This window comes from Eubacteriales bacterium (genome assembly GCA_041390245.1).
Taxonomy (GTDB): domain Bacteria; phylum Bacillota; class Clostridia; order Christensenellales; family JAWKQI01; genus JAWKQI01.
The window spans coordinates 18,515-39,536 of the sequence record JAWKQI010000004.1 but is presented as its reverse complement, the minus strand read 5'-3'; the positions used below and the strand labels follow the sequence as shown (position 1 = coordinate 39,536).

The 21,022-nt window shown below is 36.5% G+C and carries 20 protein-coding genes; 6 read left to right on the top strand and 14 right to left on the bottom strand.

The window, feature by feature from the left end; all coding sequences use genetic code 11:
• Positions 1-79 precede the first annotated feature (79 nt).
• From R2876_05690 to R2876_05665, 6 genes are all read right to left on the bottom strand, one after another.
• Positions 80-1,453, bottom strand: coding sequence for an amidohydrolase (locus R2876_05690; protein MEZ4358103.1), 1,374 nt, complete (start codon positions 1,451-1,453; stop codon positions 80-82).
• Positions 1,453-2,547, bottom strand: coding sequence for an adenosylhomocysteinase (locus R2876_05685; protein ID MEZ4358102.1), 1,095 nt, complete (start codon positions 2,545-2,547; stop codon positions 1,453-1,455). The genes R2876_05690 and R2876_05685 overlap by 1 nt, the downstream gene beginning before the upstream one ends.
• Before the next feature lie 125 nt (positions 2,548-2,672).
• Positions 2,673-3,548: a UTP--glucose-1-phosphate uridylyltransferase GalU gene (gene galU, locus R2876_05680; protein MEZ4358101.1), complete on the bottom strand. Its 876-nt coding sequence runs from the start codon at positions 3,546-3,548 to the stop codon at positions 2,673-2,675.
• A gap of 140 nt (positions 3,549-3,688) precedes the next feature.
• Positions 3,689-4,852 carry an ABC transporter permease gene (locus R2876_05675; protein ID MEZ4358100.1) on the bottom strand — a complete coding sequence of 388 codons (1,164 nt, stop codon included), beginning with the start codon at positions 4,850-4,852 and terminating at the stop codon, positions 3,689-3,691.
• Positions 4,849-5,520 (bottom strand): ABC transporter ATP-binding protein, encoded by a 672-nt coding sequence (locus tag R2876_05670; GenBank protein ID MEZ4358099.1) that lies wholly within the window; start codon positions 5,518-5,520, stop codon positions 4,849-4,851. Before R2876_05670 ends, R2876_05675 begins: the two co-directional genes overlap by 4 nt.
• Complete coding sequence (locus R2876_05665; GenBank protein ID MEZ4358098.1) at positions 5,513-6,616, bottom strand: efflux RND transporter periplasmic adaptor subunit; 1,104 nt, start codon at positions 6,614-6,616, stop codon at positions 5,513-5,515. The genes R2876_05670 and R2876_05665 overlap by 8 nt, the downstream gene beginning before the upstream one ends.
• A 196-nt stretch (positions 6,617-6,812) precedes the next feature.
• Between R2876_05665 and R2876_05660 the strand changes: the two genes are divergently transcribed.
• The 5 genes from R2876_05660 to R2876_05640 all read left to right on the top strand — a co-directional run bounded on the left by R2876_05660 (position 6,813) and on the right by R2876_05640 (position 11,344).
• A complete protein-coding gene (locus R2876_05660) occupies positions 6,813-8,579 on the top strand; it encodes a hypothetical protein (GenBank protein MEZ4358097.1) in 1,767 nt (588 codons plus the stop codon).
• Between the two features lie 76 nt (positions 8,580-8,655).
• A complete protein-coding gene (locus tag R2876_05655) occupies positions 8,656-10,293 on the top strand; it encodes an LCP family protein (protein ID MEZ4358096.1) in 1,638 nt (545 codons plus the stop codon).
• Between the two features lie 108 nt (positions 10,294-10,401).
• A complete protein-coding gene (locus R2876_05650; GenBank protein ID MEZ4358095.1) occupies positions 10,402-10,782 on the top strand; it encodes a hypothetical protein in 381 nt (126 codons plus the stop codon).
• 23 nt (positions 10,783-10,805) lie between these two features.
• Positions 10,806-11,093, top strand: a complete 288-nt coding sequence (locus R2876_05645; GenBank protein MEZ4358094.1) for a hypothetical protein — start codon at positions 10,806-10,808, stop codon at positions 11,091-11,093.
• Positions 11,094-11,131: 38 nt separating this feature from the next.
• Positions 11,132-11,344, top strand: coding sequence for a DUF378 domain-containing protein (locus tag R2876_05640; GenBank protein MEZ4358093.1), 213 nt, complete (start codon positions 11,132-11,134; stop codon positions 11,342-11,344).
• A 68-nt stretch (positions 11,345-11,412) separates the two neighbouring features.
• Here the strand turns inward: R2876_05640 and R2876_05635 are convergent, their stop codons facing one another.
• The 5 genes from R2876_05635 to R2876_05615 all read right to left on the bottom strand — a co-directional run bounded on the left by R2876_05635 (position 11,413) and on the right by R2876_05615 (position 15,446).
• Positions 11,413-12,084 (bottom strand): hypothetical protein, encoded by a 672-nt coding sequence (locus tag R2876_05635; GenBank protein ID MEZ4358092.1) that lies wholly within the window; start codon positions 12,082-12,084, stop codon positions 11,413-11,415.
• 138 nt (positions 12,085-12,222) lie between these two features.
• On the bottom strand, positions 12,223-12,960 hold the full coding sequence (locus tag R2876_05630; GenBank protein MEZ4358091.1) for a hypothetical protein: 738 nt from the start codon (positions 12,958-12,960) through the stop codon (positions 12,223-12,225).
• Positions 12,960-13,703, bottom strand: a complete 744-nt coding sequence (locus R2876_05625) for a hypothetical protein (protein ID MEZ4358090.1) — start codon at positions 13,701-13,703, stop codon at positions 12,960-12,962. Before R2876_05625 ends, R2876_05630 begins: the two co-directional genes overlap by 1 nt.
• A gap of 199 nt (positions 13,704-13,902) precedes the next feature.
• Entirely contained in the window at positions 13,903-14,340 is a 438-nt protein-coding gene (locus R2876_05620) for a transcriptional repressor (protein ID MEZ4358089.1), read from the bottom strand.
• Between the two features lie 128 nt (positions 14,341-14,468).
• Entirely contained in the window at positions 14,469-15,446 is a 978-nt protein-coding gene (locus R2876_05615; protein MEZ4358088.1) for a hypothetical protein, read from the bottom strand.
• 221 nt (positions 15,447-15,667) lie between these two features.
• On the opposite strand from R2876_05615, the gene R2876_05610 reads away from it, so the two are divergent.
• A complete protein-coding gene (locus tag R2876_05610; protein MEZ4358087.1) occupies positions 15,668-16,069 on the top strand; it encodes a hypothetical protein in 402 nt (133 codons plus the stop codon).
• Positions 16,070-16,091: 22 nt separating this feature from the next.
• Here R2876_05610 and R2876_05605 read toward each other — a convergent pair whose 3' ends face one another.
• From R2876_05605 to glmM, 3 genes are all read right to left on the bottom strand, one after another.
• On the bottom strand, positions 16,092-17,711 hold the full coding sequence (locus R2876_05605; protein MEZ4358086.1) for a potassium/proton antiporter: 1,620 nt from the start codon (positions 17,709-17,711) through the stop codon (positions 16,092-16,094).
• Positions 17,712-17,788: 77 nt separating this feature from the next.
• Positions 17,789-19,612 carry a glutamine--fructose-6-phosphate transaminase (isomerizing) gene (gene glmS, locus R2876_05600; GenBank protein MEZ4358085.1) on the bottom strand — a complete coding sequence of 608 codons (1,824 nt, stop codon included), beginning with the start codon at positions 19,610-19,612 and terminating at the stop codon, positions 17,789-17,791.
• An 18-nt stretch (positions 19,613-19,630) separates the two neighbouring features.
• Complete coding sequence (gene glmM / locus R2876_05595; GenBank protein MEZ4358084.1) at positions 19,631-20,977, bottom strand: phosphoglucosamine mutase; 1,347 nt, start codon at positions 20,975-20,977, stop codon at positions 19,631-19,633.
• Positions 20,978-21,022: the final 45 nt, after the last annotated feature.

Below are 21,022 nucleotides of genomic sequence, written 5' to 3'. Positions count from 1 at the left end.
CTTAAAACCCTTTCAGAAGTTAATATCGTTTATCAAAATTTAAGTAATTTTATCAAAATTACTGCCTATTTGCAATAGTTTAGGGCTCTTGTCCCATACATATATCTTTAGTATATTCACGCACTTTTGCCATTACCTCGTGCACATCTATTTCTCCGTCCCTTCCGTTAATACGGCATATATTAGAACCGTCCCGCCTTTCGTAGGCAAGGGTTCCGGCAACGTACGTTGCTAAAACATAAGAATCTTCATATGCATATAAGACATCATAAAGTTTATCTATACCGGGGGAGGCTTTTAAATTAAACTGTGAATATATAACAAGGTCGGCCTGCTTACCTGCTTCAATCGTTCCTGTTATATTATCTATGCCAAGAGCTTTCGCTCCGTTTATCGTCCCTGTGGCAAGAGCGTATTCTTTGTCAAAAACCGAAGCGTCGTGTGTCGTTCCCTTTTGCAGCAGTGCGGCCAAACGCATCTCCGATAAAACGCTAAGGGCATTATTGGAAGCAGCTCCATCTGTACCGATAGCTACATTTAATCCCGCTTTTCTAAATTCATTCAGCGGCGCGATACCAGACCCTAACTTTAGATTGCTGACAGGGCAAGAGGCAACGGATACCCCATGCTCTTTCATAATCTCTATATCGTCTTTCTCTACAAACACGCAGTGTGCGGCGATGGTCTTGCTATCAAGTATCCCAGACCTGTTTATAAGTTCCATAGGGGTTACACCGTTTTGCCGTTTGCATTCTTCGTGCTCTGCCTCGGTTTCTGATACGTGTATATGAACGAGTGCGTTTAAATCCTTAGCAGCAGCGGCTATATTCTCCATAAGGCTTTCAGATACAGTATACTGCGCATGAGGACATATAGTGCCATAAATCAAAGGGTCTTTTAAACTGCGAATTTCCTCAACCGCCTCCACTGCTTCTTTTAGTTTAATATCATTAGGAGAATTGACTATAGTTTTTGATATAAAGCTTCTTAAGTTAAGCTCTTTTAGCGCTCTTAGCATATCTTCCGTAAAAAAGTACATGTCGTTTACAGTAGCAACGCCGCAGGACAAGCTTTCTATCGCAGCCAGTTTAGTGGCCCAGTATACCGCATCACCAGATAACTTGTCCTCCAGCGGGAAAATACGTTTAGTAAGCCAGTCTCCTAAAACCATGTCTTCTGCACAGCCGCGGAACAAGTTCATAGGAAGATGTGTATGTGTATTTACATAAGCAGGAAGACACAGCGCTCCGCCGTAGTAATAACGGGCCTTTGTCTTAAGCTCTTCTTTTTTAGGCTTTTCACCTGCATATTTTATAACGCCATCTTTTATATGTATCTCGCCTTTTTCAATAACTTTCCCATTAACTCCGGTTATTATTGTAAGATCGGTTAAAATGGCATCTAGGTAATCTTGATTATAAAGATGTTCTTCATTTAACTCTTTAATATCCATTACTTATCATCTCCATAAAGATACTTTTTCTGTTCTGAAGAAAGGCTATCTATTTTAATGCCCATGCTATCAAGCTTAATCCTCGCTGCTTTTTTCTCCAGTTCACAGGGTATATATAAAAGCTGTTTAGGAAGATTTTTTACATTCTCGCAAAGGTAGATAGCTCCTAAAAGCTGCATTGAAAAGGACATGTCCATAATCTCTATAGGGTGGCCGTCTCCTGCTGCCAGGTTTACCAGCCTACCTTCACCTATAATATAAAGCTTTTTGCCAAAAATATTATATTCCCTAACATTTTCTCTAACTTCTTTTATTTCACTTGCGTTTTCATTTAGATATTTAATGTCTACTTCTACATCAAAGTGGCCTGCATTTGAAAGAAGAGCACCGTCTTTCATAACGGCAAAATGCTCTTTCGTAAGTACCTTATTAGTTCCGGTTGCAGTTATAAAAATATCTCCTAATTTTGCCGCTTCAATGCTTTCCATAACAGAAAAGCCATCGAAGACCGCCGTCAATGCAGAAAGTTCATCAGTCTCCGTTACTATAACTCTGGCATTTAAGCCCTTAGCCATCTGCGCAAGGCCTTTTCCACACCAGCCGTATCCGCAGACGACAACCGTCTTGGAGGCAAGCGTCATATTAGTTGATTTTAATATGGCGGTCAATGCAGATTGCCCTGTTCCATAACGGTTATCGAACATATATTTTATAGTTGCATCGTTAACCGCCAGCATAGGAAAGGGTATCTCGTTTTTTGAGTATTTAACTTTTAATCGTTTAACTCCTGTAGTAGTCTGCTCAAGGCCGCCTTTAACTCCGGCAATAAGGTCCCTTTTATTGTTCAACAGCGTATCTATCAAGTCCCCGCCGTCGTCTATTATTATGTCCGGTTTAATATCAAGCGCCCAATTAATAAACTCATCGTATTCACTTAAGCTGCATCCGTGCCTGGCATTGACGTTGACTCCGTAATGGTTTTTTAGCGACGCTACTACATCGTCTTGTGTAGATAATGGATTAGATCCGGTAGCCCTTATATCCGCTCCTAAAGACTTTAGAAGATATGCTAAATATGCGGTCTTTGCTTCCATATGTATGGAAAGTGCGATTTTTAAACCTTCTAATGGCTTTTTCCCTCGTATTCATTAAATATGCCGTTTAAAACGGGCATAGATTTAGCAGCCCATTTTATTTTTTGTTCCGTCCTCAATCAATGTCATTTATTTTTTACCAAACCTTCTATATATCTATAAAAATCATCCCTTAAGTCGTCCCTTTTTAGGGCAAATTCTACAGTTGCCTTTAAAAATCCCAGTTTATCGCCGACATCGTACCTTTCCCCTTCAAACTCGTATGCATATACTCCGCTTGTGGAAGCCATTTGATTTAGCGCATCTGTTAACTGTATCTCTCCTAGAGCACCTGCGGTCTGCCTCTCCAAATAGTAAAATATATCAGGAGTAATTATATACCGGCCCATTATAGCTATATTTGAAGGAGCGTCCTCCGGCTTTGGCTTTTCAATTAAACAGCTTGTTTTTAAGCACCCATTTTTAAGCATTGCACCTTCAGGGCAGATAATCCCGTATTTCGATACATCTTTTTTAGGAACTCGTTTAACTCCGACAATACTGCTCTTTTGCTGGTCGAATACATCCATCAACTGCTTTATAGCCGGTTTTCTTTCAGATACGACAACGTCGTCCCCAAGCATTACGGCAAACGGTTCGTTCCCGATAAAAGTCTTTGCACAGTGTATGGCATGTCCAAGACCGTTGGCCTCTTTTTGGCGTATGTAATAAATATCTGCCATATTTGAGATGCCTCTCACCAGTTTTAAAAGTTCTTCTTTTTGTGTACGTTCAAGTTCTATTTCAAGTTCATACGATTTATCGAAATGATCTTCTATCGCACGTTTTCCGCGTCCTGTTATAATCAGTATAGTTTTAATTCCGGCAGCAATCGCTTCCTCAACTATATATTGTATCGTAGGTTTGTCCACTATCGGAAGCATTTCTTTTGGCTGAGCCTTTGTTGCCGGTAAAAATCTGGTACCAAGTCCGGCTGCAGGAATTACAACTTTTGTTATCATTAAACAAAACCTCCTTGAAAGTTTCGAGTTTTTCTTAAATATTATACTATATTTATCAAAAAGAGGGTAGTTCTAACAATAAATTTTTAAAATGAAAAAACCCGGGACCCGGGTTTTTTCATTTTATATAAATGGCAGTTTCAGGACCGCAAAGCTAAAACAGGGTCTAGTTTTCCGGCCTTTATAGCTGGAAAAACTCCAAATAGCAGCCCTACACCTGCACAAAATATAAAGCTTAAAACAATGGCAACACCAGATACAGCTACATCCAAATCTATAATCAGACCACTTAGATATGTAAGCAGCATACCTATTAAAAACCCGAAAGTTCCCCCTATTAAAGAATATATCAAAGACTCTGTTAAAAACTGTCCCATTATATTTGCATTGGTCGCACCTATCGCTTTCTTTATTCCTATTTCCCTGGTCCTCTCTTTTACTGTTATTAACATGACGTTCATGATGCCTATTCCACCAACTATTAAAGAAATAGCCGCTATACTGGCCAGTACCCCTTTGAAGATATCCAAAATGTTATTTGCCTGTGATAACTCTTTAGATAAATTTAGAGATTTAATTCCCGAATAACCGTGCCGTTCAGACATTACCTCCATAGCTTCAGTATTCATATCCTCTATCTTTGCAAGCTTCTCGCTCGTAAATGTTATTTCATCTACGACATCCGTATTAAAAAGCTCAAAAAACAATTCTAATGGGATATAGCTCCTGTTGCTTAAAAACTGATTTATAAATCCAGAGTCATTCCTTATGCCAACTACATTAAAAGAACATCCATTTATATAGACCGTCTTATTCAATGCATCACCATTTTTAAATATCTCCTTAGCCACAGTTTTACTTAAGACTATACTTCTCCGGTGCTGGCTTATGTCATTTTCATTTAAAAACCGGCCTTTATACATATCCATGCCCTCTAATACCTCAAGGCTCTCCGTAGTCCCTGCTATGTCTGTTTTTACAGAGCCTGTGTCTCCCGTTACTACAGCATTTGTAGATGATACCGGCGCTATCTCGTCAATGTCACTTATCCTGCTTGATATGGCCTCTACATCACTCATAGTCAAAGACCCCTGTCCACTGACTACGCTTGAATATATCCAAACCCTGTTTATACCAAATTTGTCTAGCTCGCTGTTTATACGTTCCTGTCCGGCATCACCAACTGATAGTACCGTAACCATAGATGCTATGCCGATAGCTATTCCCGTAACCGTTAGAAGCGTCCTAATAGGGTGTTTTAAAAGTTGTGCAAAACTAAGTGACAAATAATCCAAAATCTTCATACTATATTTTCCGTAAAAATCCCATCTTTAATCTGTGCGATATTGTTGGCATGCTCAGCTATCATAGCATCATGCGTTATCAAAATTATCGTCTTGCCTTTTTTATTCAACTTTTTAAAAAGTTCCATAATAGATTCTCCTGTCTTTTGATCCAAATTTCCCGTTGGTTCGTCTGCCAATATTAGCTTTGGGTCTAATACCAGCGCCCGTGCTATTGCAGTTCTTTGCTTTTGTCCGCCACTTAACTCTCCAGGCAGATGCTTGCTCCTGTCAGACATTTTTACCATTTCAAGCATCTGCATGACACGTTCATGCCTTTGGCTCTTTTCAATTCCTCCATAAATTAAAGGCAGTTCAACGTTTGCATATGCAGATAACCTTGGAAGCAAGTTAAAAGACTGGAATACAAATCCTATCGTATTACGCCTCAATGCTGCTTTCTCGTCCTCATTTAACTTTCCTGTGTCTACCCCCGACAGATAGTATTTCCCTTTAGTCGGAGTGTCAAGACAACCAAGTATGTTAAGCAAAGTAGACTTTCCGGAACCAGAAGGCCCCATTATGGCTACAAATCCTCCCCCTTCAACCTTTAAATTTATGCTTTTTAGTGCTGTTACCCTTGTTTCGCCATGTCCATATGTACGGTATAAATTTTTAGTCTCAATCATCTTTTAACACCACTTTCGAGTTCTCATCTACGTCTGATACATTTTTAACAATTATTTCATCGGCTGAGAGCCCTGATAAAATCTCGGCGTAATAGTCGTTCTTTTCGCCTATGGTTACCTGCCTTTTTTCAAGCCTGTTATTTTCTAGGATAACGTATACGTATTCTCCATCTACAATGCTATCTAAACTTATGGTAGAACAGCCTTGTGTCTTGCTGATTATTATGCTGACATCGCACGAAGAGCCCAGCATATCTGAAAAATTACTCGGCGGAGTAATGGTTACAGATCCTACGTTAGAAAGCGACGAGGTACTGTATGTATCCGTTTCATTTGATATTAAAAGCACCTTTTTGACTTCCCCGGTATACTTTTTCCCATTTGCCGATATCAAAGCCTCTTGATCTGCTTTAATGCTTTTTGCGTCGGATTCAAATACGCTTGCAATTAAGGAAAGTTTCCCTTCGGCAGCAATTGTAACTACCGGGACCCCTGCTTTAGCCACGCCTCCCTCCACTACATCTACAGATATAACTGTTCCTTTAACCTCGGATTTTATAGTCATATCATTAAGTGCAGCTTTTGCCGTCTCGACTTCAGTTAAGAGCTCTTGTGCTTCTTGGTCAATGCTTGAAAAAGTCTCTGTAGAATCAGTAAATGCATCTAGAAAATCCTGGTATTCGGCTCCTATTGATTGAGACATTGCTATTGCTTCTCTTGCTGCTATTTTTGAACTAGTGCTAGATCCCGAAAACGCAGCAGCACTGTTCGTATATTCTTCATATGCTGCAACGGCCTGATCATAAGACTTTGACTGATTAGTATCATCAAGCTCAACTAACACCTCTCCTTCCTTAACCGTATCTCCTACTTCAACTAAAACGCTATCTACCCGGCCGCCGGTCAAACTTACTGCAGAAACTGTCTTGTCCGGTGTAACGACCGCAGACACTTCAACGGTATCCGAAATGTCCCTTATAGTTAATCCTTCGGTGCTTACTTCTATACTTTCAGTGAATATCCCGCTTACACTAAAAAATACTCCGACTATTATGATTGAAGCTATAATTATATATTTTAATTTTATTTTTTTCATAGGAGACCGTATACCCCGATTCTTGCAAATTATTTTTCTTCTTTATTTTGAGTTTTTTTTTATAGACTATACAAATAAACAAAACTTATTTACAATAGTTTTAGGGAATTTTTTGTTAATAAATCCTTTTCAATATTTTCAAAAAAACTACTTTCGTGTATAATTATTAAATAAAGTTTCTTAGTTAGGAGATATAATGAAAAAACTTTTCTCGATACTGATAATTATAATAATACTGGCTTTTTCTTTTTCAAGCTGCACCGCTTCTTCCGAAGGGTTTGAAAGCTCTGCCGAACCATATTCAGGCGGGGATTCCAGCATATCTGAAAATGTAAACGTCAAGAGTATCAGCATAACCCAGGAAGGATCTAGAACAAAAGTAGACTTATACTTTTTGTTAGGCAGCGTTCTTTCCGGAAAAGAGGAATCTAAATTGGGTGGGTTGCCTGCATTTGATATTTCTTTCTTAAGTTCTCCTGCACGAATGGTAGTCCGCATACAAAACGTAGATTATTACGATTATTCATATTACGGCGGAACTAAGATAGCAGGCTTGGTCTCTGGTATCTTCAATGTCGTCCCTGCCAATGATTCATATATAGATATTTATTTTGACTTATCTTCAGACGTTACTTATAAAGTTTCCGAAGAAAATGACCATTTGATAATATATCTTCAAAAAGATAATGAATTAAAGACCGCTTATTATACGGTAACGAACCTATTTAGCAGTTACCAAGAGGGTACATTCCCGGATTCGCTTGCGTATACGCCGATACTTTGCTCTGATCAGGAAAGTATCATACTTATATCAGATCCATTTGACACCGAAGCTGAAGCAAATTCGTTTAAGGAAGTAACCGAGCAATCTATCTCTAGCTCATTTGGTGCAGTGGTTAAAGTAATATCTCTTGAAGGGGATAAACTTCCGGACGTTATCTCTTTTGTGGACATAAGTGAAATAATTGAAGCTCCATCCATGCAAAAAGGCGGTGAAGATATATCTCTTGAGGCTATATTAAACAACGGACGGTTTTTAGACAATAAAAGCGATGGAAGCATCTTGTTTTCAAGAAGCTACATTATGGATGAAGCTACAGCCGAGGACCTTTCTAAACCGGTATATGAACGCCTATGGATCAAAACAGCTTCTGGTGATTTAGAACAGCAGACGCTCCCGGATTTTTCACGGATCACAAAAGCTAAATTTTCTCCTTCCGGGAATTATATCGTAATTTTAGATATTTCAGATGACAACGCTATCTTATACGCATACGACATAAGTGAAAACGATCTTATAAATTTAAGCGAAGAAGGATTAGGCAGTGTTACAGACGATTTTTGCTTCGACAAAAATAATGATATAATATACTGTATTTCAGGCTCTAACACTTCTAAGCAGATCATGAAAGTAGAATTAAACAATGGCAACGCCATATCGGCTGTGGAAGAAAGCCCGACAAATGCAAGCAAAATAATCAATAAAAACGGCCGTCTTTTCGTAACTGACGACGATGAATCAGGCAATACTCACATATATGAAATAACCTCTACCGGAAGGACCCTGATAGCCGACGGAGTAGACTTTAACATAAGTAACGACGGTACTTATATGTCTGTCATTACAATGGACATACAGCAGGACGGAGGCGAGATAATGGGCCTTGTCGGATACAATCTAGAAACGGGAACAGAAACGCCTATTGCATCTAATATACAAATACAGCAGATGGGATTTGTCGGAGATACGCTTTATTATATAACCCCGCCGGAAACCGCAAACGATGGATTTAACTACCAACTAAATGCGTATTCGTTCCCTAATAATAAATTAAGTGTAGATTCACTTTTAATAACAGGTGATATCTATACAGATGAAAATAATATATATCCGGTTTACTATTTATCAGGCCCTGACAATACTTCGGATTATTACATTACATTTGTATATCCTATAAATTAAAAGTGTAATTTTGATTATTTTTACTTTAAATCTATCATAATTATATATAATTAATTATTTAAAGCAGGTACAATAAATGTTTTTTAAAAATATGATTTTAAAAATTTCTAAATTATTTGAAAAGTTCTTTAAACTTTTTAATAAGAAAAAAAATAGCGCTCCAGATAAAGATTCATCTAAAAAAGATAAGAAAAGTGCTGATAAGAAAAAAAATAGCACTCCAGATAAAAATGAAGAAAAAGTGAAGCGCAAGAGCAGAAAAGAACGCCTTAATGAAAAAATAGCGGCTATGTCAGACGTTGAAAAGACCGCTTATTTTAAAAAACGCAAAATAAAAAAGATAATATTATTTAGCGCATTAGGGCTAGTAGTTGCAGGGATCAGCATCTTGGGCATACATGTATATAACATAATAAACAACCCCTCTGTATTTTTTGACAAAGATGTAGATGCATCTCCTGTAACCACTCAAATTCAATTAGACGATCAATACGATTATATGTTGTCTGTTGCTGATAAAGATATAATGAAAGATACCATAAACGTTTTACTAATCGGTGTCGACTACGCTGAAGAACGCGAGGACTGGAATAAATATTTTTATTCAGACGTTATGATGGTACTAGCTATCAATTTTAAAGAAAATACAGTAGATATGATTAGCGTACCAAGGGATACTTATGCTAAAATATCCGTTTTAAAAGATGACCGTACCAGTGAAAAACCAGATAAGGACAGTATTTATCTAAGAGAAATAGGTACCGACGGCGGAATATTTAAGCTTAACTCTGCAATATACCATGGCGGCGGGGTCCCAGATGGTTTCCAAAACGTATGCGATAGTGTGTCTTGGGAGCTCGGCGGAATTGATATAGACTTTTATATGGGTGTCACTATGCCTGTCGTAAAAGAGCTGGTAAACTTAATCGGCGGCGTAGATTACGATGTGGATCTGAACTTTACTATACAGGGCCGCTCCTATGAAAGCGGAATGCAGCACTTAGACGGCCAGGGAGTTTTAGACTACCTTCGTGTGCGTAAGCACGTAGCATCCGCAGGTGATCTAAACCGCGTCAACCGGCAGAAAAAAATGCTAATTGCCGTATTTGACAAACTTAAAAGCACTAACCTGATTTTTTCCGTACCGGATATAATACAGGCACTTGACGGGGAACTTTATACTAATATGTCTTTTGAACAAGTAGCTGCCCTCGCAGTCTTTGGAGCTAAGCTTGCAGACGAGAATATATCCATGTACACGATGGGTGGGGTACAAAAGATTATTTTCAACTGGGTATACGTGATAACAAACCAGGAAAAACGCGTTGAGATCATTAAGGAAGTTTATAATATAGACGTACCTCAATATACGGAATATTCCCTTGAGTATTGCGACTGGCTGTGGGCAACTATGCAGGGAGAAAAATATACAGATATAGTAAACGGTATACTTGAAAAAGATGCAGCCTTGCCTGAAGAGGATAGAAAAATATCTGCTGAAGACGTTGAAAACTTAAATAATCAGATAGATAATCTAGATACGCTTATGGATACCCAAAACGCTTTATCCGCCAAGAAAAGAGATGGCACTGAAATTGATACTGCTATTAAAGAGCTCAAAAAATCTGCCACTTCAATATTCAATGCTGCAGGATACACTAATATTTCATGGTTCGTCAATGAAAACCCGGGCAGAAAACGCTTGACTGGTTGATTAATTAAAAAGGCTTAAAATTTTAAGCCTTTTTAATTAGATTGCTATTTAATTATAAGAAATGAATAGAGTATATTATATTCATAACGTATTTATTGGGAGGTAAGTATGAAGGGTTCATTTACAAAAGAAGAAAGCTTGATTCTTAAACGTTTTTCTTGCGATCCTGCTTATGCTGAATACCTAATTCGTATCGGGCGTGCCAGGGAAAATGGAAAAGATCTGTCAGTTCAAATAAACCATATTGATAAATCCGATATAGTAAACTATGAGAATATAAAAAAAGATTTAAATAAATGTAAAAAAACGCTTGATAAATTAAACGCCCGCCTTAACTGTATAGTTGAAAACAACTCGTATTCTTTACTTACATATATAGAATTAAAGGCAACTCTTCTAGATATAATAGAAAGACTAAATACAACGATAACGGATAACATAGACCCTAACTTAACCAAGCAAAAAGAAAAACTTTTTTTACTTGATTAATAAAACTAACGAAAGAGGTTTTTATGGCGCGGCTTTTTATAAAGCAAATTAAACATGAAAAAATAATAGCTACTACAGAAACTAAAGTAACACTGCCTATATCTGCAAGTTATTTAAACGATATACTATCACAAGTTTTAAGGCCCCTTGATATCGCAGTTCCTATAATACTGTCAAAACATATATCCGAAATTAAAAATTTTTATAAAACATCGTTTTTAAAAGATGACTTCATGGAAAATATATACTTTTCACGTTTAGAAGTAGAAATAATAATAGATAAAAAAAAGAAAAAAAATATTTGTAAATAATTATACTCCTTTTGCAAATACTAAATGTAACGAAAGGAGTGATTTGTTTGAATATTACATCTTTAACGATTATAATCATCGGGGCTTTGAATTGGCTATTAGTTGGACTTTTTCAATTTGATTTAGTTGCAGCTATTTTCGGCGGTACAGCGTCCATAGGTGCAAGAATAGTATATATCATAGTCGGTATTGCCGGTCTAACTGCACTTGCTATATACCCAAGACTAAGTGATCACCATAGGCACGATTAAATTTTATTTGAAAATTAATATGGGTTAAGTCTACTTATTTTAGGCCTAACCCATATTATATCAAGATATTAAATATTTTTAAGCATTTCTTTAGCCTTATTAGAAGCATCCATCCTTGGAGCTTTATCATATACTAAGTTTAACCTTATTTTTGCTTCTTCTAAGTTATTCTCCCTAATTGCTTCCCTTGCAAGCATAAGATTTAATAATACCCGCCTATATATGTGAGTAGTATTTAATTCCTTGTTTATAAGATTTTCTCGAAGTGTTTTATCTTCGCTCAAACCAACTATACTCTTTGATTTTTGAATTTTTTTATTTAACTTTTTTAAAGTTGATTTAGGTAAATACCCTTTTTTAAATTCTTCATTAATAGCGCTAAGCGCATTTAAAAACGGATTTACATCTCCAGTATTTAAATAAATGTCGACATATATATCTAAAAGCAGGCAGAGTAGCTTTATTGGAACCTTTTTTACATCTATGGCAATATCATCGCCTGTCATAGCTAAAGCCTGAGCTTTCAAAAGGTAGTTTTTTTCATTATCATTCATTATATTAAACACAACTAAACTAAGCTTGGCATCACACTCGTCATATAAAATTCCTTCAATCTTACGCCGGTTTCTTTTAAGAAACCACCATATCTGATATAATATAAGAATTTCAAATAATATAACTACATATATAGCACCGTTATCTACAATAATATTTGTAAAAAAATAATATACAAAGACCATTATTAGCACCCAGGCTATTATTGTAATAAAGATCCCTCTTTTATATGCATTTACACGGCGCCGTGCTTCTTTATAGTCCTTGTTTGCTTGTTCCATTCACCTATCCCATCCCCAATTTATTTGCTGTAAAAAATATATTTAATTGGTCTTTACTACTATATTGTCAACTAACATATCCCCTTGATCATATTCAGATTCACCGAACATATAAAGAGCAAACTCGTTGGTTTCAGGGACCAAAGCGGTTACGCTTGTCGAGTCTCCGTTGGCTTTGTAAGTAAGCATCCCAGTTGAAGTGTTAAAATCTATTGCTTCGCTGAACTCTTCGTTTGGAGGAAAACTCAAGGTTTCTAGTATGGTTAAGGACTCATCTTCAACGACGCATACATTTATCTCAAATGCACTATCAGAATTTATATACTCTATATAAAATATGTCCTGGGGGCTGCCTTCATCCGATACGCTAGATAATACAAAATATGCTATAAAATCCTGCTCTTCAGTTGTATTTATTAGTAAATCCCTGTCAATCGAGATCGTCTTTCCTTTATTTACTGTAAACGTTTTTGAAACTATAAACGGCTCTGTTCCGATTGTATTTTTAGGTATTTTAAGCATGCCGTCATCAATACTCACATTATAGGATTCTTCTCCCGTTGAATTTTGAACATAGTGCCATGTGTTTTTATCATAGCTTGAAAAATCATCTGAAATAATCGTTTTTGGTATAAACATGTCATATGCAAAAAAACCGATTAAAAAAATAAGCACGCCCACTATTGCCCCTAAAATAGCCTCTTTTTTTATAATGTGCTCTTTTAAGACTACTAGTACGTTTTCTTCTTTGTCTGGCTTCTTCTTAACTATTTTTTTCATCAACTAACTCCATTTGAAATTAAAATTTCATCAACTGAAAAGTTTCCGCTCGATATACCGCTTACCGTTTGCATTATAACAAATACGTATCCTCCACTTAAAGAAGGGGCATCCAAATCATAACTTTGCCCGTTTATTGTATATGTAAGTTTCCCGGTTTTGCTTTCGTAATTTATTTCCTCTGTAAATTTCTCGTCTTTTATAAATGGCACTGTTGCTATGCTCTTTTGGTCTTTGTCTAGTAGTGTAAAATAACCTGATTTGCCCATTAGATCTTCGCCATAATCATTATACTCTACCATTGACAGAAAAGTATAATTCTCGTCTGTTGAATCTTTGACCCATATTATCTTTAAGTATCCCGCATATCCTTTGTCTAAACTTATCATGCACGTACGCTTAAAATAAATTTCTCCATCTAGTTTGACTGGCCTTGATAAAACGACCGGAGCTTTCCCGCTATTGTCTGTTAAAAGGCACAGCGAGCCATCAATTATCTGAGGGATATCAGCCGAATCGCCTGTTAATGAATTTATTGATATAAAGTTGTTTTGGTCAAATTTATCAAAGCTATCTTCAAAGGAATTGACAGCGCTTAAATCGCTTCCCGCTTTGGGTATTAAATCTATTGCTAAAATAGCTAAAAATACTACTGCGATGATGATTAGTATTGTTTTAAAAAGCTTTGCTTTATTTCGATCTCTTAACTTTTCATCTTCGTTTAAAAACTCATTTGGCTCCATTAGTATCCTGCTTTTTTATGTTATATGTAAAATATTATACTCTATTTTATGCTACATTACTATGATAAAAGTTTAAACATAAAATTAACAAATTGCATAAATGAAATAAAACGGATGCTTGTCCGTTTTATCTCCAAATCCCATTCTCAATTATCATTATAGCCTTTTAGCCAAAGAAAACATAATTAATAATGACTGTCTAATTGCTTCCCTTCTTTTCATTCAGCTTTTGGGCACATTTGCTGCATATACCGTAGTAAAATACATCTATTTTTTCAACTTTAAACCCTTCTTTTAATGAAGGCATTTCATTTGCCCCTATGTCAAAAACCCCATCACAAATCCGGCATTTAAAATATCCATGCGCCTTATTGTTAGCATCGTATTTAAGTGCTTTTCCGTAAACCGGCACTTCGCTTATAACACCCTTTTTTGCATATAGGCTAAGAGTATTATACACAGTTGTCCTTGATAGCGTCGGTATGCTATCTATAAGTTTTAAGTAAACATCTTCAGCACTTAAATGCACCTTGCTAGACTTTAACACTTCATATATACGTATGCGCGTATAAGACGCTTGTATGCCATAATCTATAAGCGTGTTCTTTATATCTTTTGCATTAGCACAAGATTGCATTTTCCCTTCTCCGAATTGTAATTATTACAATTTCGTATTACTTACTTTATAGTAATTATTATAAACATTATATCAAAAATGTCAATACTTTCCTTAAATAAAAAAAGCCGTTTAAACGGCTTTTTTATTTATTCAGAAAAAACTAAGTTCTTAGCTGAATCAATCGAATTTTCTATTTGTTCTTTTGTTGGATAGTCCACTTTGTTAATACCCAATCGCTTCAAAAATATTTTATAAGAAGTTTCAAACTGCTCTTTGAAATTTTGCATATTCTCACCTATCTTGTTAATGTTATCTATTCCGCTTTCTGCCTGTTCAGTAAATTCATCGATTTTTTGCTGGCACATCTCCTTATACTCATCAAGAGTTGCGTTGTCCCGTAAAATCTTCCACGAATTTATACTTTGCATATTTGCAACCTGGGTATCATATTTTGAATTAAATTTATTTAATTCATCTGACAATTCCTTGTATTTATCAATGCTGCCTTCAAGCTCATTAAATACTTTAATTACTGAGTCTGCTGCCGGCATAAGCTCTTCTATATCTATACTGTTTAGTGTATCCTTATTTTCTGAAATGCTGCTTAACAGCTCGTTTAATTGATCCTTAACATTCTCACTATCGGATGATCCTATAATAGAAGTAAACTCATCATTTAACGTTTTTACGTTATCTGCAGCTTTGCTTATAATATCGTAAGAGGTTAAGACTTGAGTAGCCTTGTTAACATATTGAGACAAATCAGTTTCTTCAAACGTTAACTTAGAAACATTTTCATATTCTTCATTTAATTCAGTAAAACGCTTTTCCACATCTATCTTATCAACTGAAGTTTTAATTCTAGACATAAATTCACTTAGCGTTTCATTTTCTTCAATACTGCCGTTAGTCTTAATAATTTCAGACTCATTTATAGCATTACTCTCAATAGCACTAACTTTCCCATAATAAACCGCCTGTGTCAAACTCGGCAAAAATATTATCAGCAGTATCCCTGCCAAAACTAAAGAAGCAGCAACGATGGATAATATTTTTTGTTTTTTATTTAATTTAGTTAGCTTTTTGATTAATTTTGATTTAATCTCATTAAGTTTAATTTTCATTAAGATCCCTCTCTTCTAAAAGTATTAACATTTGAGAGTTTATATGTTATTATTTAAAAAAGCAATAAACATATATAATGATATTATATAAAATAGGAGTTATACATGCAAAGTAAATTTTCATTTAAATCTCTTGTAGCCTTGATTTTGGCAATAGCTCTAGTTGCCGGTCTTATATTCCTGGGCATATATCAAATTACACAATAAAAACGAGATAATTTATGAAGACAAAAAAACAAAAGATCATACTATATTCTTTAAAAACAGCCTATTTTTTAAGCGGACTTCTCGCTGTTATTTTCTTGCTAATATTCTTAATCCGGCTTTTTTTGCGTAATATGCTAAATAATATTTACTTGTCATTTTTAAACCTAAGCCTGCTATGCACCTTTATAACTATTTCACTTGTTTATCTTGAATACCGTATAAAATTATTCTTAATCACAGGTATATTTTCCATTGCTCAAATAGATAAAAAACTTGAAGTAGAGTTTTTCCAGCAGTTATCTAAGTTAACGGATAAAGACTATAAAAATAAATTAGCAGATGAATTTAGTTCAACAGACAGCAGGTTCGAAAAAATCAAAATATTAGATAGTATTAAAGATAAATTAAAAGATTAAAAAGCAGATAAAAATCTGCTTTTTATATATTTTGCTTACATTCTTCACCGCACCCGCTTAATACTAAAATATCCCCTTCTCTTAACTTGGTATTGCCGTTTGGCACTATCGTATTACCTTTTCTTTTAATCATCACTACAAGTACCTCTTTTGGAATATCCACTTCGCAGATACGTCTTCCTATCCACTCGCTTTCCTGTGACAATTCTATTTCAATTAGCTCAGCCTGAGAATCTCCCTTAAACGTGTTTCCTGATACCACCAATACATCACCGGATAAAATTTCAGTGTCGCCTTTAGGTATTACGACTTTACCATTCCTTGCTATCATAACTACGAGCATTTCTCTCGGGATACCCGACTCCGCCATTGTTTTCCCTGCCCACGGGCTCTTTTCATCGATAGTCATCTCTATCATTTTCACATCTCCGGCATAATCGTTAAATGTCTTTAAAACAGATGACGTATCTTCTACCAAATCAAGTTTTTTAGCCATAAAAGGAACAAGAGTGCCTTGTAGCGCGACAGAGAAAAGTGCTACTAAAAACACCATATGAAAAATATCATTTTTCATATTCAAATTATATGTAAGCGCAAGTATGGCAAATGCTATTGACGCTGCCCCGCGAAGGCCTACCCACGATACAAATAATTGCTGTTTTACCGGGATCTTGAAAAATGAAAGTATACCAAAGACTGCTGCAGGCCTGGCTATCAGTATCATGAAAACCGAAACCATGATACCGGGTATTATTACACTTGGAAGCATTGATGGGAAACAGAGTAGCCCAAGTGAAAAGAATAATAATATCTGCATTAGCCAAGAAACCCCGTCGAAAAACCGTACCAGGCTTCTTTTATGAAGTATTTTGCCATTACCAAGTATAAGACCTGCTAGATACACGGCAAGATATGCATTACCGCCGAGCATCTCGCAAACCGCATAAGTCAATACTGCTATTGCACCTACAAATATTGGATAAAGGCCATCTATTTCAAAGTTTACCTTATTTAATATCCATGTAGAAGCCTTGCCAAGCAATACCCCTATTAAAGCCCCGAGTAAAATCTGTTTTAATATCATAACAGGTATTGTTCCTGTAGCCTCACCGGAGATCCAAGTTATTGCTGCCAATGTCAGCATATATGCCATCGGGTCGTTGCTGCCGCTTTCTACTTCCAAAAGTGAAGCTAAATTATTCTTTAAATTAAGTTTTTTGGAACGGAGTATGGAAAATACCGAAGCGGCATCAGTGGAAGACACTATAGCCCCTATAAGAAAGCCCTGCGCTAAAGTTATCTTCATTACCAAGTGGCAGAATAATCCCGTTAACACTGCCGTTATCAAAACACCCAAAGTAGATAATAGTAAAGACGGGAATGCAACAGGCTTTGCCATTTTCAAATTGGTTGAAAAGCCGCCTTGGAACATGATGAATAAAAGTGCAATGCTGCATATTTTAAGAGCCAGATCATAGTTGTCAAAATATATTATATTTGTTACTTCAGATCCGAACAAAATGCCAAGAACTAAAAAGACTAGCAGGGTAGGAACCCCAAGCCGGTAAAAAAGTTTATTGGCAAAAATGCAAACCAATAAGACAATGCCTATTATTATCATCGATCCCGTCAAATAAATCATCTCCTTTACTTAAAATATAGCAAAAAAGCCGTTTTTGGCAAAACGGCTTTTTTTATATCAACAAAAATCTTATTAAACTATTCAACCGTAACGCTTTTTGCCAGGTTCCTTGGCTTGTCTACGTCGCATCCCTTTAGAACAGATACATAATATGCAAATAGCTGCATTGGTATTACACCAAGAAGTGGATAGTAAATTTCATCTTCAATTTTAGGTAATGTTATTACTCTGTCAGCAACTCCTTCGACGTTCGCCCCTTCCGCTGCTAATACTATAATATATGCACCGCGGGCCTTGACTTCTTGAAGGTTGCTTATCGTCTTATCAATCAGATCTTTTTGAGTCAAAATGCCAAATACCAGCGTCCCTTTTTCTATTAAAGCTATGGTCCCATGCTTTAATTCCCCTGCAGCATATGCCTCCGAGTGAATATACGATATTTCTTTTAATTTAAGGGAAGACTCAAGTGCAAGTGCATAGTCTAGCCCCCTGCCAATGAAAAACACATTTCTCTGGTTTAGACTAAAAGCAGCTATCCTTTTTATTTTTTCTTCTAAATCCAAAACCATTTTCGTAGTTGTCGCGGCGCTTGTAAGGCTTGAAATGATTTTTTTGGCCTCTTTGTCGTCTACTAAACCACGGATCTTTGAAAACGCAGCACTTAATACATAAAATGCCATAAGCTGCGTATCGTAAGCCTTGGTAGATGCAACCGCTATTTCCATCCCTGCACGGGTATAAAATACACCGTCTGCCTCTCTCGATATGGTAGACCCAGGAGAATTGACTATGGCCAAGCAAAAAGCTCCGCGGCTCTTTGCCTCTCTCATTGCGGCAATCGTATCTGCGGTCTCTCCTGACTGAGATATTATTATCATTAAATCATCTTTAGTGATAAGTGAGTTTCTATATCTAAATTCAGAAGCGATGTCGACTTCAACACAGATCCTAAGAGACCTTTCCAATATATACTTGCCTACAACGCCAGCATGGTATGCGGTGCCACAAGCAACTATATAGATTTTTTTAAGTTTTTTTATAAACTCGTCCTTTAAGTTAAGAGAATCTATACAAGGCTTACCATTTTTTACTACTTGGGAAAGTGTGTCGAGTAAAGACTGCGGCTCTTCATGTATCTCCTTTAACATAAAATGTGCATATCCGCCTTTTTCAGCCTGCTCTATGTCCCATTCTACTTTAAAGACTTCTTTTTCAACCGGAGTCATTGTCTTATCATAAACCGTAACTGAATTTTTTTCTAAAAGAGCAATCTCTTTATCTTCCAACAGATAAACGTCCTTAGTATATGGCAAAACAGCCGGTATATCCGACGCTATGAAATTTTCTCCTTTTCCAAGCCCTATGATCAACGGGCTGTCTTTACGTGCACAAACAATAGAGTCCGGATGGTGCTTTGATATTACACCAATAGCATAGGACCCTTCTAATTTGGAAATAGCCTTGGCAACTGCTTCTACTAAACCTCCGTTATAGTAATAGTTTATTAAATGCGCTATTACCTCAGTATCCGTCTGCGAAGTAAACTTAATGCCTTTTTCCGTAAGTTTTTCTTTTAACTCTATGTAATTTTCTATTATACCGTTATGTACAACGGCAATACTGTTTTCCTCATTAGTCTGAGGATGCGAATTCTCGTCAGACGGTTCTCCATGAGTCGCCCAGCGTGTATGGCCTATGCCAATCGTATTCTTTGCTTCAATACCTGCAACTAATCCTTCTAATATGCTAAGGCGGCCTTTTGACTTAATGACCTTTAAATCATTATCATCAAGATAGGCTATACCCGCACTGTCATAGCCACGGTATTCAAGCCTTTTTAATCCCTTTATAAGTACCGGCGCAACTTTACGCTCGCCTATATATCCTACTATACCGCACATTTATATTTTCCTCCTGCCTTACGACAGCCTCTGCTCAATTAATTTTGCCAAATCAACAGCATTTTTCCCAATCTCAGAAAGCTCTTTACCTTCTATCATAACGCGTACAAATGGCTCTGTTCCGCTCGGGCGAATAAGCACCCTTCCATTTCCTTTAAATTTATTTTCTATTTCCTCTATTTTCTTTTGTATTACCTCATCTTCTTCATATGCAAATTTATTTTTATCAGATACATGTGCATTCACCAAAACCTGAGGCATTATGTTTACGATTTTTCCCAAGCTGGATAACTGCGTATTATATCTCTTTATACAGCAGCACAGTAATATCCCGGTAAGCAGCCCATCTCCCGTGGTGCTCTTATCTAGATATATGATATGTCCGGATTGCTCACCGCCTAAGTTAAATCCATCCTCAAGCATGCGTTCAAGCACGTATCTGTCACCAACTTTAGTCTGCAAGACTTTTATATCATTTGCTTCCATAGCTTTAATTAGCCCAAGATTAGACATTACAGTCGCTACGAGCGTATTTTTCTTAAGTAACCCACGTTTTTTAAAATCAACTGCCAAAATAGCCAGTATTTTATCTCCATCGACTATATTGCCATGCTCATCGACAGCTATTAGCCTATCTGCATCACCGTCGAAAGCAAGGCCTAAATCCGCCCCTAATTCAACCACTAAGGACTTAAGTTTATCAGGATGGGTAGACCCGCAAAAATCGTTTATATTCGCTCCGTCCGGAGTATCGTAATAAGGTATTACGTTAGCGCCTAAATTGGCAAAGATCCCAGCAGCTATTTTACTGGCAGCTCCTTGCGCTAAATCAAGCACTATTTTTAAACCATCAAGCCTTTCATCGGCACATGAATTAAGCAGCTGTTCATATTCGGCAACTGTATTTTTCATGTATACTCTGCGGCCAATATCTGCTCCAGCAACAAGAGGAATATCCTTGTTGTCGTTCCTTATGTGTTCTTCTATTTTGTCTTCTATTGCATCTGAAAGTTTAAATCCTTTTTGGTTGAAAAACTTTATGCCATTATACTCAAAGGTATTATGTGATGCACTTATCATTATGCCGGCATCTGCATTTAATTCTTTTGCCAAATAAGCCACACAAGCTGTCGGTACAACGCCTAAAATAACGGCTTGAGCTCCAACAGAACAAATTCCAGCCGTCAATGCCGCTTCTATCATGTAACCTGAAATACGTGTGTCTCTTCCTATTAAAATCTTTGGTTTAAATGTGGCTCCGGTAAGCACATATGCACCGGCCTGACCTAGTTTAAATGCAAGCTCCGGCGTTAAATCTTTTCCGGCAATTCCCCTAACACCGTCTGTTCCAAAAAGTCTACTCAATAAAGCCTCCAAATTACAAAATTTTATACTTTAGTATTATAGCTA